The 15,758-nt window shown below is 60.5% G+C and carries 13 protein-coding genes and 1 pseudogene; 5 read left to right on the forward strand and 9 right to left on the reverse strand.

The annotated features are described in order from the left end of the window. Positions 1 to 232 precede the first annotated feature (232 nt). From hutU to hutC, 3 genes are all read right to left on the reverse strand, one after another. Entirely contained in the window at positions 233 to 1,915 is a 1,683-nt protein-coding gene (gene hutU / locus HNQ83_RS17155) for a urocanate hydratase (protein WP_175390021.1), read from the reverse strand. A 478-nt stretch (positions 1,916 to 2,393) separates the two neighbouring features. Continuing rightward, positions 2,394 to 2,963 carry a HutD family protein gene (locus tag HNQ83_RS17160; RefSeq protein WP_175390022.1) on the reverse strand — a complete coding sequence of 190 codons (570 nt, stop codon included), beginning with the start codon at positions 2,961 to 2,963 and terminating at the stop codon, positions 2,394 to 2,396. After that, a complete protein-coding gene (gene hutC / locus HNQ83_RS17165) occupies positions 2,960 to 3,670 on the reverse strand; it encodes a histidine utilization repressor (protein WP_170948611.1) in 711 nt (236 codons plus the stop codon). Before hutC ends, HNQ83_RS17160 begins: the two co-directional genes overlap by 4 nt. 146 nt (positions 3,671 to 3,816) lie before the next feature. On the opposite strand from hutC, the gene HNQ83_RS17170 reads away from it, so the two are divergent. Further along, positions 3,817 to 5,181, forward strand: a complete 1,365-nt coding sequence (locus tag HNQ83_RS17170; RefSeq protein ID WP_175390023.1) for a formimidoylglutamate deiminase — start codon at positions 3,817 to 3,819, stop codon at positions 5,179 to 5,181. 114 nt (positions 5,182 to 5,295) lie between these two features. On the opposite strand, the gene HNQ83_RS17175 is transcribed toward HNQ83_RS17170, so the two are convergent. Together HNQ83_RS17175 and HNQ83_RS17180 are read right to left on the reverse strand one after the other, a co-directional pair. Then, the gene (locus tag HNQ83_RS17175; RefSeq protein WP_175390024.1) at positions 5,296 to 5,865 is read right to left on the reverse strand and encodes a lipocalin family protein; all 570 of its coding nucleotides are present in this window, start codon (positions 5,863 to 5,865) and stop codon (positions 5,296 to 5,298) included. 31 nt (positions 5,866 to 5,896) lie between these two features. After that, on the reverse strand, positions 5,897 to 6,151 hold the full coding sequence (locus tag HNQ83_RS17180) for an outer membrane protein assembly factor BamE (protein WP_053153231.1): 255 nt from the start codon (positions 6,149 to 6,151) through the stop codon (positions 5,897 to 5,899). Positions 6,152 to 6,444: 293 nt separating this feature from the next. Between HNQ83_RS17180 and HNQ83_RS31660 the strand changes: the two are divergent. The 4 genes and pseudogenes from HNQ83_RS31660 to HNQ83_RS17195 all read left to right on the forward strand — a co-directional run. Beyond that, positions 6,445 to 7,467, forward strand: a pseudogene (locus HNQ83_RS31660) (cache domain-containing protein); the annotation flags it as partial. A 93-nt stretch (positions 7,468 to 7,560) separates the two neighbouring features. After that, entirely contained in the window at positions 7,561 to 8,325 is a 765-nt protein-coding gene (locus tag HNQ83_RS31665; RefSeq protein ID WP_372241913.1) for a methyl-accepting chemotaxis protein, read from the forward strand. Positions 8,326 to 8,546: 221 nt separating this feature from the next. After that, complete coding sequence (locus HNQ83_RS17190; RefSeq protein WP_175390026.1) at positions 8,547 to 8,819, forward strand: type II toxin-antitoxin system Phd/YefM family antitoxin; 273 nt, start codon at positions 8,547 to 8,549, stop codon at positions 8,817 to 8,819. Beyond that, the gene (locus HNQ83_RS17195) at positions 8,816 to 9,148 is read left to right on the forward strand and encodes a type II toxin-antitoxin system RelE/ParE family toxin (RefSeq protein WP_175390027.1); all 333 of its coding nucleotides are present in this window, start codon (positions 8,816 to 8,818) and stop codon (positions 9,146 to 9,148) included. Before HNQ83_RS17190 ends, HNQ83_RS17195 begins: the two co-directional genes overlap by 4 nt. Here HNQ83_RS17195 and HNQ83_RS17200 read toward each other — a convergent pair whose 3' ends face one another. From HNQ83_RS17200 to HNQ83_RS17215, 4 genes are all read right to left on the reverse strand, one after another. Next, positions 9,149 to 9,751 carry a DUF924 family protein gene (locus tag HNQ83_RS17200; RefSeq protein WP_175390028.1) on the reverse strand — a complete coding sequence of 201 codons (603 nt, stop codon included), beginning with the start codon at positions 9,749 to 9,751 and terminating at the stop codon, positions 9,149 to 9,151. A 3-nt stretch (positions 9,752 to 9,754) separates the two neighbouring features. Beyond that, positions 9,755 to 10,765 carry a class 1 fructose-bisphosphatase gene (locus HNQ83_RS17205; RefSeq protein ID WP_175390029.1) on the reverse strand — a complete coding sequence of 337 codons (1,011 nt, stop codon included), beginning with the start codon at positions 10,763 to 10,765 and terminating at the stop codon, positions 9,755 to 9,757. A 260-nt stretch (positions 10,766 to 11,025) separates the two neighbouring features. Further along, positions 11,026 to 12,396, reverse strand: coding sequence for a DUF3999 domain-containing protein (locus tag HNQ83_RS17210; protein ID WP_175390030.1), 1,371 nt, complete (start codon positions 12,394 to 12,396; stop codon positions 11,026 to 11,028). Further along, a complete protein-coding gene (locus HNQ83_RS17215) occupies positions 12,393 to 15,602 on the reverse strand; it encodes a DUF2339 domain-containing protein (RefSeq protein WP_175390031.1) in 3,210 nt (1,069 codons plus the stop codon). The genes HNQ83_RS17210 and HNQ83_RS17215 overlap by 4 nt, the downstream gene beginning before the upstream one ends. Between the last annotated feature and the right edge of the window lie 156 nt (positions 15,603 to 15,758).

The raw sequence follows: 15,758 nt of genomic DNA on the forward strand, positions 1-15,758 counted from the left end.
ACGCTCCTAATCATGAATTGGCTTACGGCAGTCAAGAGGCATCCAGCCCTGTCCACGTCCAGTCGGGCTATACACCGCAGCAGTGCGGCCTGCCCCACTCAGCTTTTGTTCAGTGATCGCGTCCTGCTCGACCGGCAGGATCCAACGGTCTGGTATTACGTTATGCCACTGCCTGCCCAGTGAGAGCGAGCCTGCTCGCTCTCACATAAAAGCAGCGCTCACAGATCTGGCATTACTTGCCGGTAATCATCGGCAGGTTCAGCCCTTGTTCCTTGGCGCAGTCGATGGCGATCTGGTAACCGGCATCGGCGTGGCGCATAACACCGGTCGCCGGGTCGTTGTGCAGCACGCGCGCGATACGCTCGGCCGCTTCGTCAGTACCGTCGCAGACAATCACCATGCCCGAGTGCTGGGAGAAGCCCATGCCGACGCCGCCGCCGTGGTGCAGGGACACCCAGGTCGCGCCGCTCGCGGTGTTGAGCAGGGCGTTGAGCAGTGGCCAGTCGGACACGGCGTCGGAACCGTCCTGCATCGATTCGGTTTCGCGGTTCGGGCTGGATACCGAACCGGAGTCCAGGTGGTCGCGACCGATCACGATTGGCGCGGACAGTTCGCCGCTGCGGACCATTTCGTTGAATGCCAGGCCCAACTTGGCGCGCAGACCCAGGCCAACCCAGCAGATACGTGCCGGCAGACCCTGGAAGCTGATGCGCTCGCGCGCCATGTCCAGCCAGTTGTGCAAGTGGGCGTCGTCCGGGATCAGCTCTTTTACTTTGGCGTCGGTCTTGTAGATGTCTTCAGCGTTGCCCGACAGTGCAGCCCAACGGAACGGGCCGATGCCACGGCAGAACAGTGGACGGATGTAAGCCGGTACGAAGCCCGGGAAGTCGAATGCGTTTTCCACGCCTTCTTCCTGGGCCATCTGACGGATGTTGTTACCGTAGTCGAAAGTCGGGATGCCCATTTTCTGGAAATCCAGCATCGCTTTTACGTGCACGGCCATCGATTGCTTGGCGGCTTTGACCACGGCAGCAGGCTCGGTCTTGGCGCGCGCGCGGTACTCCTCCCAGGTCCAGCCGGCAGGCAGGTAGCCATTCAGTGGGTCGTGGGCGCTGGTCTGGTCGGTGACCATGTCCGGGCGCACACCGCGACGGACCAGTTCCGGCAGGATTTCAGCGGCGTTACCCAGCAGGGCGATGGAAATCGCTTTGCCTTCCTTGGTGTATTTTTCGATGCGGGCCAGAGCGTCGTCGAGGTCTTTGGCTTGCTCGTCGACGTAGCGGCTGTTCAAACGGAAATCGATGCTGACCTGCTGGCATTCGATGTTCAGCGAGCACGCGCCGGCCAGGGTTGCAGCCAGAGGTTGTGCGCCACCCATGCCACCGAGGCCTGCGGTCAGGACCCAACGACCTTTCAGGTCATCGTTGTAGTGCTGGCGACCGGCTTCGACGAAGGTTTCGTACGTGCCTTGAACGATGCCTTGGCTACCAATGTAGATCCAGCTGCCGGCGGTCATCTGGCCGTACATGGCCAGGCCCTTGGCGTCGAGTTCGTTGAAGTGTTCCCAGTTCGCCCACTTTGGCACCAGGTTGGAGTTGGCGATCAGCACGCGTGGAGCGTTGGCGTGGGTCTTGAATACGCCGACCGGCTTGCCGGATTGCACCAGCAGGGTCTCGTCGTCGTTCAGGTTGGTCAGGCTTTCAACGATCTTGTCGTAGCATTCCCAGTTACGTGCCGCACGACCGATACCACCGTAAACCACCAGTTCTTTAGGGTTCTCGGCGACTTCCGGGTCGAGGTTGTTCATCAGCATGCGCAGCGGCGCTTCGGTCAGCCAGCTCTTGGCGGTCAGCTTGTTACCGCGGGCAGCGCGGATTTCAACGTCACGAAACTTGGTAGTTTTATTGTCAGTCACGAAAAAGACTCCTCAGCGATCAATCCAAACCAACCCTGGCGGTGGGTAAGCCAGCCTGTGCGCATCGTTGCGCTACAAGCGAATCAGTGGACGTTGCGGGGAGTCTCGATCGACTCATACGCATACGTCTTTACTTGTACATACAAGCATATGCAATCAAGCGGCCAACTTGTTGGATGGGCATTCAAGAAAAACGCTGGCCACGGCTGGAGAGCGCCTGGGACAAGGGCTCTGGGCAAGATGAAATTTTTCGAGGGGATTTTTTGAAGGGTGAGGGCGCTGTTACTTGAACGGGGTTTTGCGCCACGCTGGGGCGTTCGGTAACAAAGTGGTGCGCTTTCGGGAACAAGGGCAGGGGTCTGCTTTTGTGGCGAGGGGATTTATCCCCGTTGGGCTGCGCAGCAGCCCTGTTTTTTGGGGCCGCTTCGCGACCCAACGGGGATAAATCCCCTCGCCACGTAGATTTTTTAGCAGTTAATCAGCGCGCGGTGAGTTCGATCACGCAGCAGGCGCCATTGCTGGCGATTTCCAGCAACCCGGTGTTACCGACCAGTTGCAGGCAATCATGGCGCCCCAGTTGCGAAGCACTGTTACCCACATTCACCTCCAGCGCATCGCTGACACTGAACACCAACACAGTCCCCGCCTCACTGAAAAACCGCTGCTCGCCGTCCAGCCATTGCAGCCGTGCGGTGTAACGTTTCGGCGCATAAATCAGGTTGAAATCGCGGATCGGTCCGCCGAGCAAAGTGCAGGACACCTGGCTTTCGCCGCTGAAGGCAAACGGATCGATCGGTAACAACGGCCGCGTGACCTGACCGTCGACAGTCAAGGTCATGCCATCGCCCTGCAACACCGTAATGATTCGCTCGTAACCGGCAAAAGTGGAAAAGCCACCCGACTCGCCGATGTCGGCAATCGACAGGCGCCAGCCGAACCCGTCCAGGCCGGTACCCGCGTCACGGGTGATTTCCTCGGTGCTGCCGCCGCCGTTTTTCCATGGCATGCGTGGGTAATCTTTGGCGCGTAGAACTTTCAACTCATTCATTTATGAAACCGACCTTCCAGACGATGACGGGAACCGGGGTGGATCAAGCGCGCAGCCGTCACCGGCTGTCGACCGGACCAGGTGCGGCGGCGGATCAGCAGGCACGGTTCGCCCTTTTCAATCTGCAGTAATTTGCATTCGGACGGCTCGGCCAGGATCGCCTCGACCACGTGCTCGCCTTCGGTCAACGGCGCAACCTGGTTCAGGTAGGCGTAGGGCGTCTGCAGCGTGAAATCCTGCTTGAGGTATTCCGGCGCCACCAGCGCATTGACGAAGCGATCTTCGATTTGCACCGGGATGTCGTTTTCGAAATGCACGATCAGCGAGTGGAACACTTTCTGCCCTTCACGCATGTCCAGGGCCAGGGCGCGCTCGGAACCCGCGGCCTCTTCCTCAAGCGTGATGACCTTGCACGTGTGGCGGTGACCGCGGGACGCGATTTCGTCGGCGATGTTGTGCACTTCGAACAGAGCGGACTGGCTTTTCGGCTCGGCGACGAACGTGCCGACGCCTTGCATGCGCACCAACAGGCCGTCGGCGGTCATCTCGCGCAAGGCGCGGTTGATGGTCATGCGGCTGAAGCCCAATTGGCTGACCAGTTCGCTTTCCGACGGAACGCGGTAGTGCGGCGGCCAGTTTCCGCTGTCGATTTGCTGGGTGATCATTTGTTTGACGCGGGCGTACAAGGGCGCCGGACTGTCGCCCATGTTCGCGGCCAACGGAGAGACTGGAGGCGGAGTCGGCACGGTTAATCCTTGGTCATTTGATTGATATCGCTAGCTTGCCGGAGTTTACCGGGCAGGCAAACGTCTGTATATGTATATACAAATAACACACGATGGGGTGCTGAACCATGTCCGCCTTCTTTGCCGAACGCGCGCTGCTGCCTAGTGGATGGGCCAACAATGTACGTCTTGAGGTCAGCGCCGAGGGCGTCCTGACCCATATCCAGGCCGATTCCCATGCAGATGGCGCCGAACGGTTGAGCGGTCCGCTGCTGCCGGGCATGCCGAATCTGCATTCCCACGCCTTCCAGCGGGCTATGGCCGGGCTGGCGGAAGTGGCGGGCAATCCGAACGACAGTTTCTGGACCTGGCGTGACCTGATGTATCGCCTCGTCGGAAAAATCAGCCCGGAGCAACTCGGCGTCATCGCCCGTCAGCTGTACATCGAAATGCTCAAGGCCGGTTACACCTCGGTCGCGGAATTTCATTACGTACACCACGACAACAATGGTCAGCCCTATGCAGATCCAGCCGAGCTGGCCTTGCGCATCAGCCAGGCCGCCAGCGACGCCGGCATCGGCCTGACCCTGCTGCCGGTGCTGTACAGCCATTCCGGTTTCGGTGGCCAGACTCCGAATGACGGCCAGCGCCGCTTTATCAACAGCACCGAGAATTACCTGAAGCTGCAATCGCGCCTGCAACCCCTGCTGGCTCAGCAGAAGGCGCAGTCGCTGGGCCTGTGTTTCCACTCGTTGCGCGCTGTTACTCCGCAGCAGATCAGTGAAGTGTTGGCAGCCAGCGACAAGCAGTGCCCCGTGCACATTCACATCGCCGAACAGCAGAAGGAAGTCGACGACTGCCTGACCTGGAGCGGCCGTCGTCCGCTGCAATGGCTGTACGAGAACACTGAAGTCGATCAGCGCTGGTGCCTGGTCCACGCCACCCACGCCAACCCGGAAGAAGTCACGCTGATGGCCAAGAGTCGCGCCATCGCCGGCCTGTGCCTGACCACCGAAGCCAACCTGGGCGACGGGATTTTCCCGGCAGTGGATTTCCTCGCCCAGGGCGGGCGCATGGGCATTGGCTCCGACAGCCATGTGTCACTGAGCGTGGTGGAAGAACTGCGCTGGCTGGAATACGGGCAGCGCCTGCGGGATCAGCGCCGTAACCGGTTGTATGGCGCGGACCAGCCGATGGTCGGTCGCACACTCTATGACGCAGCGCTGGATGGCGGCGCACAGGCGTTGGGTCAACCGATTGGCGCGCTGGAGGTTGGCAAGCGTGCCGACTGGCTGGTGCTGGATGGCAACGACCCTTACCTGGCGACCGCCAGTGGTGACGGGATTCTGAATCGGTGGTTGTTTGCCGGCGGTGATCGTCAGGTGCGGGATGTGCTGGTCAATGGCCAGTGGGTCGTGCGTGACGGGCGGCATGCCGGGGAAGAGGAAAGCAATCGCGCCTTCACCCAAGTCCTGCGCGATTTGCTGGGGTAATACAAAAACGACTGTGGGAGCGAGCCTGCTCGCGAAGAGGGCCTGGCATTCAGCATTGATGTGAATGTCAGTCTGCTTTCGCGAGCAGGCTCGCTCCCACAGTGTTATGCGTGATCAGTTAGACGTCTTCGCCATCTGCGTATCCGACGCCCGCCAGATCAACCGCGTGGTGTCGTAACCTTGCTGCCGTGCCTTGCTCAACAACTCTTCACGCACCACACCGTTGACGGTCGGGGTGCGCGACAGCAGCCACAGGTAACGGCGGCTCGGGTCACCGACAATGGCTGTCTTGTAGTCGTCGCTGACGTACAACACCCAGTACTCGCCCTTCGCTACACCGGGTATCAGCCTGGAGAACCAGGTATCGAACTCGACCCACAATTTGTCGCTCTTGCCCGGCACCTGCGGATAAGCCGTGCCCTTGACCTCCTCCCACTCCCACTGCGCCGTCAAGCAGCGGTTCAACACGGCTACGTTACCGTCAGGCTTGAGCGTGTAATGGGCTTCGGACTGCGCGCAGTCGCGCTGGAAGTACATCGGCATACGGGCCAATTCGTACCAAGTGCCTTGGTAGCGCTTGAGGTTGACGCTGTTGGCGGTCTTTGGCGCCAACGGATCCTGGCCAGAAGTGGCACAGCCGGCCAATAGCAGGCCGGCAAAAAGCATAATCAATAACCGCTTCATTGTTTTTCTCCCGTGGGCGCCTGGCCCCGGTTTACTTCAGGCCTTGGCCGGAAAACATCAGCACTTTGTCACCGGCGTACTGCACGCTGATAAAGCTGTTTTTGTCGCCCCAGGTGCAACTGGACATGCCGAGTGCGCCGGAACAGTCGGCCGGTTTGCCCAGCAAGGTTTCAACCTCTGCCTTGGTCATGCCGGAAGAGAGTTTCGAGTAGTTTTCCTGATTGACCTTGCTGCACGCAGCCAACAACACGCAGAACGAAAGCAGGGCGATGGATCGCAGCGACATGGTGTAACTCCAGGGGCGGAAAGGGTTGGCATGGCTGCCAAGCAGAACCTTAGAAGAGAAAACCCCTCGCTGGTTCCCTTCCCTACCCGCTATTTGTCTGGCCGCTCGTCTAGCTTTTGCCTAAAAATCAGCCACTTTCCGTTTCTGTAGGACATTTCGTCGATTTTCTCGGAATCTGCCTAATCTTTGGCGCCGCTCAGTCGACATACAAGGCAGCGCAATGCCCAGAGATGTAGTCATTGCCCCCATTGTCGACAAGTCTTCCCGCGGTAGCTCATTTAATGACCAGAAACATGAAGTTCAGCCACAAAATCCTGTTGGCTGCTGCCCTCGTGGTGGCCGTTGCATTCGCCTGTTTCATCCTGTTCAACGACTATCGCCAGCGTCAGACCCTGCGTAGCAACACCGAGGCCTCGATGCAGGAGCTCGGCAGCCTGACCACCAGCAACATCCAGACCTGGCTGGAAAGCCGCATCCAGCTGTTGCAATCGCTGTCCCAGCAAATCGCCGTGGACGGCAGTGCCCCGGCCAGCCTGAAGCGCGCCATCGACCTGCCCGCCTACACCGGCAACTTCCAGCTGAGTTACTTCGGCGGCACCGATGGCGTGATGTTCTCGATCCCGGCAGGCAACCGCGCAGCGGACTACGACCCACGCGCCCGTGGCTGGTACAAAGCGGCGAACAGCGCACAGCAGACCATCGTCACTGAACCGTACATTGCCGCCTCCTCCGGCAAACTGGTGATTACCGTCGCTACGCCTGTGAAGCAGCAGGGCCAGATGATCGGCGTCGCCGGCGCGGACATCGACCTGTCCAGCGTCAGTGCGATCATCAACTCGCTGAACTTCGGCGGTCACGGCCATGCCTTCATCGTCGGGGCCGATGGCAAGATTCTGATTCACCCGGACAGCAAACTGGTGCTCAAGAACCTGACCGACGCCTATCCCAACGGTGCGCCAAAAGTCAGCCCGGGCATGAAAGAAGTCGAGATCGACGGCAAGCACCAGTTCATTTCCTTCACCCACGTCAACGGCGTACCGTCGGCGGATTGGTATGTGGCGCTGGTGCTCGACCAGGAAACCGCCTTCTCGATGCTCAGCGAATTCCGCACTTCGGCGATCATTGCCATGGTGATTGCGGTCGTGATCATCATCGCGCTGCTGGGCATGCTGATCAGCTTCCTGATGCAGCCGTTGCTGACCATGGGCCGCGCCATGCACGACATCGCCGAGGGCGAAGGGGACCTGACCAAACGCCTGACCATTCACGGCCATGACGAATTCGGCGCACTGGGCCTGTCGTTCAACCGTTTCGTCGAGCGGATTCACACCTCGATTCGCGAAGTGTCCTCGGCCACTGGCCAGGTCAACGAAGTGGCACTGCGCGTGGTGGCCGCGTCCAACTCGTCGATGTTCAACTCCGATCAGCAAGCCTCGCGCACCAGCAGCGTCGCCGCGGCGATCAACCAGCTCGGCGCCGCCGCCCAGGAAATCGCCCAGAACGCCGCCCTCGCCTCCCAGCATTCCAGTGACGCCCGCTCCATGGCCGAAGAAGGCCAGCAGGTGGTGGATAAAACCATCTCGGCCATGCATCAGCTGTCGGCGAAGATCAGCGATTCGTGCGGCAACATCGAAACGCTCAACAGCAACACCGTCAACATCGGCCAGATTCTGGAAGTGATCACCAGCATCTCCCAGCAGACCAACCTGCTGGCCTTGAACGCCGCCATCGAAGCAGCGCGTGCCGGTGAAGCCGGGCGTGGGTTTGCGGTGGTGGCCGATGAAGTGCGCAACCTCGCTCACCGTACCCAGGATTCGGCGCAGCAAGTGCAGAAGATGATCGAAGAGCTGCAAGTCGGCGCCCGCGAAGCGGTGGGCACCATGACAGAGAGCCAGCGCCAGAGCGAAAGCAGCGTCGGCATCGCCAACCAGGCCGGTGAACGCCTGGGCAGCGTCACCCAGCGCATCGGGGAAATCGACGGCATGAACCAATCCGTGGCGACCGCGACGGAAGAGCAGACCGCCGTGGTGGAGTCGATCAACGTCGACATCACCGAGATCAACACGCTGAACCAGGAAGGCGTGGAGAACCTGCAGGCGACCTTGCGCGCGTGCGCCGATCTTGAGCAACAGGCGGCGCGGTTGAAGCAGTTGGTGGGGAGCTTCCGGATCTAAGGCGCTCTTACCGGCCCCTTCGCGAGCAGGCTCGCTCCTACACTGGATCTGTGTTGTTCACAAATCCCCTGTGGGAGCGAGCCTGCTCGCGAAGACGGCAGCAGCCGTTATGAATGTCTGAACCCGAAAGCCCCTTTCCGGCAACACTCGTCAGCTCTACCAGACATAGGACTGAATTAAGACTAAACTCAGTCCTATTCAATCTGCCAAGGCTCATTCCCATGAAGCTTTCCTCTCAAATCAAGCCAATCAGCTATCTCAAAAGTCATACCGCCGAAATAGTGAAAACCCTCACCGAGAGCCGTGAACCCTTGGTGATTACCCAAAATGGGGAAGCTAAATTAGTGGTAATGGACGTGAAAAGCTTCGAAGAGCAAGAAGACACAATGGCTCTTTTAAAGCTCTTGGCGATGGGCAATCGTGAGATTGAAGACGGCAAGTTTCGCGATGCCGAAGATGTCTTCGCCGACTTGGACAGGGCTGATGATCAATGAGCTTTAAGGTCGTCATCCTTCAGTCCGCCGAAACAGACCTGAAAGAACTTCGTACTTACCTCATCAAGCAATTCTCAAACCAGACCTGGCAAACCACCTATGCCAGCTTGAAGACCGCCGTCCGCCACTTGGGAGCACAGCCCTATTCAGGATCAATTCCGGAAGAGATTGAGAAGCTTAATCTCAGCCAGTATCGGCAAGTCATTTCAGGAATGAATCGCGTGATTTACGAGATTCGCGAACAGGCCGTCTTCGTCCATATCATTGCCGATACGCGCAAAAGCCTGCCAACACTACTGATGAAGCGGTTGCTTCAAGGCAATCCTTGATTAGAAGCGCGACCCAGGTTTACTCAGAAACACCAACTCCTCCACCGTAGACTCCCGCCCCAACACCTCATTGCGATGAGGAAACCGTCCGAACTGCGCAATCACCTTCTGATGCTTCTCGGCATAGTCCAGATATTCGGCAAACAGCGCCCTGTCGCTTTCCGGCTGTTGCGCCAGCAGTTCGATGTAGCGCGAGATGCATTCGTTTTGCACCTCGAGGTTTTCGCAGTGTTCGAACACCAGAAGGATGAACACCCGCTGAATCGGTCGCAATTGCCGATCGAAATCCGCTGCAATGCCTTGCGCCACGAGCGCCTGGGCCCGGGCATCACCAGAATAGGTCTTGGGGGAATCGCGAAAGATCATTCGCGGCAGTTGATCGAGCAACAGCACCAGAGCCAGCCAACCTTCGGGGCGTTGCGCCCACTCGGTCAATCCGCCGGCCAGTGCCTGCTCGACCAGTTCCCCGAAACGCTCGCGCGCTTCGAGGTCCTGGCTGTCACGCTTGCCGAACCATAACTTGCCCTTCTGCGCCGCCACTTCCTTCGCTGATTCGGCATTTCCGAACCACCATTGGAGCAACGGCTGCCAGGGCGCGGTCATGGTTTATTCCTTGTGGTAAGCCGTGACGCGTGCCACTTCTTCCTTCGAGCCGAGGAACACCGCTACACGCTGGTGCAGGCCTTCAGGCTGGATGTCGAGGATACGCTGGTGGCCATCAGTGGACGCACCGCCGGCTTGTTCGACGAGGAACGACATCGGGTTGGCTTCGTACATCAGGCGCAGCTTGCCCGGCTTGGAAGGCTCGCGGCTGTCGCGTGGGTACATGAACAGGCCACCACGGGTCAGGATGCGGTGCACATCCGCGACCATCGCCGCAACCCAGCGCATGTTGTAGTTCTTTTTCAGCGGGCCTGCGTCGCCTGCCAGCAGCTCGCTGACGTAACGTTGTACCGGCGCTTCCCAGTGACGTTCGTTGGACGCGTTGATCGCGAATTCCTGGGTGGTTTCAGGAATGGTGATGTCTTCGTGGGTCAGAACGAAGCTGCCCATTTCACGGTCCAGGGTGAAGCCTTTCACGCCGTCGCCCAGGGTCAGCACCAGCATGGTCTGCGGGCCGTAGATGGCATAACCGGCGGCGACCTGCTGGGTGCCTGGCTGCAGGAAGGCCTTTTCGTTCAAGGCTTCGTTCTGGCTCAGGTATTCGTTCGGGCAACGCAGCACCGAGAAGATAGTGCCGACCGGAGCGTTGATGTCGATGTTCGACGAACCGTCCAGTGGGTCGAATACCAGCAGGTACGCGCCTTTCGGGTATTTGCCCGGGATCTGGTACGCGTTGTCCATTTCTTCGGACGCCATGCCGGCCAGGTGACCGCCCCACTCGTTGGCTTCAAGCAGGATTTCGTTGGACAGCACGTCGAGTTTCTTCTGCACTTCGCCCTGAACGTTTTCAGTGCCCATGCTGCCCAGAACGCCGCCCAGGGCGCCTTTGGAAACGGCGTGGCTGATCTCCTTGCAAGCACGCGCCACCACTTCGATCAGGAAGCGCAGATCGGCAGGAGTGTTGTTGCTGCGGGTCTGCTCAATCAAATAGCGACTCAGGGTAACGCGGGACATGGAAGGCTCCGGAGGAATGGGGGGCTAAAAACCCGCGCAGTTTAACGCGAGTCGGGGCGCATTTCCTCCTATCAGACGTGATCGGTCGAAGAGAGTTCATGCGCGGGGATTAGCGTAGTAGGAAATGGGCGGGATGTGGACCGTGAATCGGAGGCACTTTCGATCGTTCAGGTGGACGATTCGGACGCTTTCGCGAGCAGGCTCGCCCCCACAGGAGTATGCGTTCCAATGTGGGAGCGAGCCTGCTCGCGAAGGGATGCTCAGGGGTTGGCAGGAGGCTTGCGCAGCAGACTGAACGCCATCGCCGCCAGAAACAGCACACTGAGCAACAGCACCGCCCACAGGCCGAACTTCTTCCAGTCCGTGCCCGCAGGCGTCTGCACTGGCGTTGCAACGGGCGCCACCACCGCTCCCCCGTCAATTGAAGCCCTGCCCATCATCGCCAGTTTCGCCGCGCTGTAATCCGGAACCAGCGTCGACAACGGCAAGTTCGCAGCTTTCACCGTCGCATTGCCCAATGCCAACGTGTACGGCCCTGCCCCCCGCGCCAGGAATACCAGTTGCGTGGCGCGCACGGCGAATTTCAGCGCTGGTGCCTGCGCCCCCAGGCCACCGCCCCGCTCATCCACGGTCAGTTTCAACTGCTGAACGGTTTGCCCCGACAACTGCAATTCGTTTTGCAGCACATCCTGGCCACTCTGGGTCAGGCGATAGAGCAAGCCGCTGCTCAGCGGCTGCCAAGGCAGGCTGCTGTCCCGTCGACCGGCAAGGGTCACGGGCGCCAGGCTATTAGGCTGGTCCAGCGCCACCTGCACGCGCTCGACGTTCAACCCCATCGGCAATTGCCAGGTGTACTCACCGGCCTTCACGCTGTTGCCGGCCAACGCTGTCGACCAGACCAATGGCAGCGGCAGACTGCGGGGGCTGGCGCTTTGCAGTTGCGCCGACGTCAGGACGGGCGCCGCCTGCGGCGTGCTCCACAGCAATCGCAGATAGCGGGCCGACTGCCCCGGCAGGCCGACTTCATGCTGTTCGACCCGTTCATCGGCAAAGGTCAGTCGCGCCACCTGCCCGTCACCCCAGGACCGCCAATTCTGCAAATCATCGCTGGCCTCGATGCTGAAACGCTGGAAACCGTCACGCTCGCTGGTCCAGTCGAGAATCAGCTGCTGCAGCGGCGCCTTGATGCCGCTGGCGTCGAGCAGCCAGCCGCGCAGCACTTCTTCGCCCACTTCCAGCTGACTGGAGGGCTGCACTTCGACCAGCGCGCCGTTGGCGCTCGATTGCACGCGCACACTCGGCGCCCGTTCGGGGTCGTCCGCGGAGTCGTACAGCGGAAACCATCTGACGTCGGTCAGCGTGCGATTGTCCTCGGTCCTTGCGGTTTCCCGAGCCAGGGCGTACGCCTGCGGTTCACCGGCGGCGTTGAAGACGCGTACATCGCTGAGGTCGGTCTGCCGCGCATTCAGCTGCACCGCCAAGGGCAATTCAAGGCGATACCACGGGCCTTCCCCGATCACGGACAACGGTACCTGCATGGCGAAATCCGTCGGCTTTTCCGAAGCACCAGCGGCCAGCGCCACGCCCATCGCTACCGCGCCCAACCAGCCCAGGTTCAGCTTCTGACTCAAGACGACACTCCTTCGGTTTCCGGGGCCGGTTTTTCAGCGTCCGGCACAGCCTCGACGCGTTTGGGCGGCAGCGGGGCGAAGTAGCCCACCACCAGCAGCAACACGCCAACGCCGATAAACGAGACGATCCGCGCCAGCCCGCCACGGTTACTCAATTCGACAAAGAACAGTTTGGCCACGACAACACCGATCAGCGCAGCGCCAATCAACCAGACTTCGCGACGGCCACGCAGATAACCGCCGATCATCAGACTCAGGGCCATCAAGGTCCAGACGATGGACAGGCCAGCCTGCACCCGCATGGATTCCAGCAGCAGATCAAGCTCGAAGGGCACACCACTCCACTGATGCGCCGTGCGCATCACCAACGCCGTGAAGAACACGAACAGCGAGACACCCGTGATTGCGTGTATGGCTGTGGTTGCAGAAGCTTCGCTCACCGCCAATTGAGTCACGGCGCTGCGAGACCAGACATAAATGCCGAACAACGCAAACATCAAACCCAATTCCAATGGATTGATCAGCGGAACGTAAGGCAACGGTTCGGCGGCACCGTCACTGAAGGCGTTCGCCAGCCAGAACCAGGCGAGCATCAATAACGCCAGTGGCGCAGCAGCGTAAACGCGGTATTCGCGGGCGTAGGACGATACCGGCCACGGCCAGTCGCGGGGCGCGGCCATCAGCACCAGATACAGGCTTGGCAGGATTGCCCAGCCCAGCCAGCGCCAGGCGTTGTACTGCTCGGACAACAGCAGTAAACCGTAACGCAACTCCAAGGCCAGCACGCCGATCAGCAACCAGCATCCGAGCACATGAGCAATGCTCAATGCCAGCGCCGGCAACATCGACGCCAGGCGCCGCAGGGAAACGAAGTGCACCACGAACAACGCGGGCCAGACCAACCAGCCGAAATCGGCAGCCGGGTGAAAACGTGGGTGCCAGGCTGCCAGCAATACCAGCGCGGCAGCGGGAATCAACACCGTGCAAAGCAATCCCAGCGATGGCCATTTCAGACGCAGCGCCAATACCGTCCACAGCGCAACGCTCAGGGCCGCGACAACCAGCAGCAGCGTCGCTTGCAGCGGCAACGGCGCGAAGCGCAGCACTTCACTGACCCATGCCAGTGCCCACCAAATGGCGCCCCATACCAGCCACGCCTGGGACACACGCTGCAAACTCAATCCATCAAACGCCAGGGCAGGATTGCCGATGTGCAAACGCCAGGCGCCGACCAACGCAGCCACCCCCAACATCAGCGGCGCCCAGAATCCGCCATGAAGCAATGGTCGCAGCGTTTCATCCGACAGCGGCCACCCGGTGAGAAACAGCGCGCCCCCCAACAATTGGACGGCAAGCGCCGTGAACAGGACCGCCCGCGACTCAATGCGCAGGCCGGCCACTAACGTCACCAGACCGGCCATGGCCCAACTGATCACCGTGCCATGGGCAAAGAAAAACAGCGGCGCCAGCAGGTAGAAAAACGCCAGCCCCAGACAGGCCAAGACCGGCATGCCCAAGCGCTCCCAAGGCTTGATTTGCTCCGATGAGGCCCTGTGCAATTGGTAGAAGCTGAATAACAGGGCAACACCCAACATCAGCGCGCCCAACGGTGTGCCATCGAGCAGGCTACCCTCGCCGATGTGCAACTCGCTGAGAAACGCCAGCGCCGAGCCCAGCTGCAAGAGCACGGCAAAGGCCCGGGCCATCGGCCGTTGCTGACGCAGGCCGAGCCAGAAAATCCCCGCGCCCTCCACCGCCCAGGCGGCAGTTGTCCAGCGTGCATCCAGCCCCAATGGAATCGCCAAACTGGTAAAGATCACCCCCAAGGCCAGACAGGTTTCCCCCAACAGGAGGGCGCGGCCACCCATCAGCAGGCGGGCGAGGCCCATGTAAATCATGCCCAGTGCCAGGGCGCTGAAGGCCGCGGCAAATTCCAGATGCTGCACCAGGGCGAATTGCAACCCGAAGCCCACCAATGGCGGACCGAACAGCAGCGTGCCATCGACGTAATCACCCTTGCGCGCCGACCAGCGCAACAGCGCTTCGCGGTTGTCGTCCCCGGGCGCGTCGCTCATCTCCAGCAATCGGCGTCGGGCAAACAGCAGGCCGATGGCCAGGTACATCAGAAAGAACAGCACCAGAAACGGCTCGGTACTCCACAGCAGTTCCGGCGCATAGGAACGCAAGCCCCAGGCGAAACCGATGCCGAAGGTACCGACAAAACCGATGACGTTCAGCAAGCGCCAGGCCTTGAACCAGGCAATGGCGAGGATGCCGGCGTTGAGCAAGGCGAAGTAGCTGAACAATGCGACATGGTTACCGGAGCCGGTAGAGGCCAGGATCGGCGCGGCGAACCCACCCAGGGCGGCAACGGCAGCCAACCCCATGGCATTCTGGGTCACGGCGAGAATCGCCGAGAACACGGTGATGGCGACAAGAATGCCAAACGCCGCCGAGGGATCGAGCAACGGATGCAGGCGCATGGCCGCGAACACGGTCAGGTACAACACGGCGACCCCGGCGCCTTGCAGTATCAAGGCATAGCTGTTGTTGCGTTTTCGCAGCCACCAGCCCAGTCCGAGCAGCCCCAGCGACGTCGCCGCAACACCGGCGTAACGCAACTCGATCGGCACCACCACGCCTTCAGTGGCGTAGCGCAGCAGGAAGGCCAGGCCAAGGAACAACAGCACCACGCCGACCCGCAACACGGTGTTACCGCCAAACAGCCACGCGCGGGCAGCACTGATGGCTCTTTCGATGACGTTGGGTGTGCGAGGGAGGTCGGGTTGTTGCGATGCGCGGGAGACCGGTTCCGGTTTCCAGGGATCGACGGGAAGCGGACGGCTGGCTTCGGTGACGGGCTCGAGTTCGGGCGGGAGTTCCCAGACCAGCTCCAGCGTTTCGACAGCGGATTGCCCGACGACGCTGTCCGGGGCCGGCGGGGGTTCGCTGATGACAGGTTCAGCGGTTTCAGGGGCGGTGACGCCTGACACCTCCAGAAGCGCCAGCCGTTGCTCGACGCCATGCAACGCCACCTGCGCCTGCTCCAACAGACGGCGATGCTCATGGGCTTGCGAAGCCAACCGAGTGATACGGATGGCCTGGCCAATCGCCAGGCCGAGCAACGCGCCCAGCAGCGCATCGCTGAACGACTCGTCGAGCATCCAGCCCAGCACCAGGCCAATCAGCATGAACATCCATTGCATGGTCGATATCCCTAAGCGGCCCCTTCATGGGGCGAGTCCGGGCGATACAGCGTTTGACCTGAGTCTAGTGCGCAACGGCACAAACCATGTGGGAGCGAGCCTGCTCGCGAAGGGGGCCATGACATTCAACACTGATGTTGAATGCAATTGCCCATT

The organism is Pseudomonas sp. C2B4, assembly GCF_013359695.1.
In the GTDB taxonomy this organism is placed as follows: Bacteria; Pseudomonadota; Gammaproteobacteria; order Pseudomonadales; family Pseudomonadaceae; genus Aquipseudomonas.